We start from the raw sequence: 354 nt of genomic DNA on the forward strand, positions 1-354 counted from the left end.
CTCACACAGATTGTCTGATGAAAAATAGCAGTAAAGAATCTCTGCAGGCTTGTAGCTCAGGTGGTTAGAGCGCACCCCTGATAAGGGTGAGGTCGGTGGTTCAAGTCCACTCAGGCCTACCAAATTCTTCCTGATACCGCGTTGTGAAACGACTCGCATACTTCAGTATGCTTCGCCGTTCCACGCCTTGTCTCAGAAAGAATTACGGTTTTAAGAGATTCTGTCAAACGATGGGGCTATAGCTCAGCTGGGAGAGCGCCTGCTTTGCACGCAGGAGGTCTGCGGTTCGATCCCGCATAGCTCCACCATCTTTACTGCAACAAACCAAGAAAACTTCAGAGTGTACCTGAAAAG

The 354-nt window shown here is 49.2% G+C and carries 2 tRNA genes; both read left to right on the plus strand.

Going from position 1 to position 354, the window contains the following annotated elements:
- The first annotated feature begins 45 nt into the window (after nucleotides 1-45).
- A tRNA-Ile gene (locus tag NNN71_RS25025) sits at nucleotides 46-122 on the plus strand.
- Between the two features lie 110 nt (nucleotides 123-232).
- Nucleotides 233-308, plus strand: a tRNA-Ala gene (locus NNN71_RS25030).
- Nucleotides 309-354: the final 46 nt, after the last annotated feature.

This window comes from Kluyvera sp. Awk 3 (genome assembly GCF_028069715.1).
Lineage (GTDB): Bacteria > Pseudomonadota > Gammaproteobacteria > Enterobacterales > Enterobacteriaceae > Kluyvera > Kluyvera georgiana_A.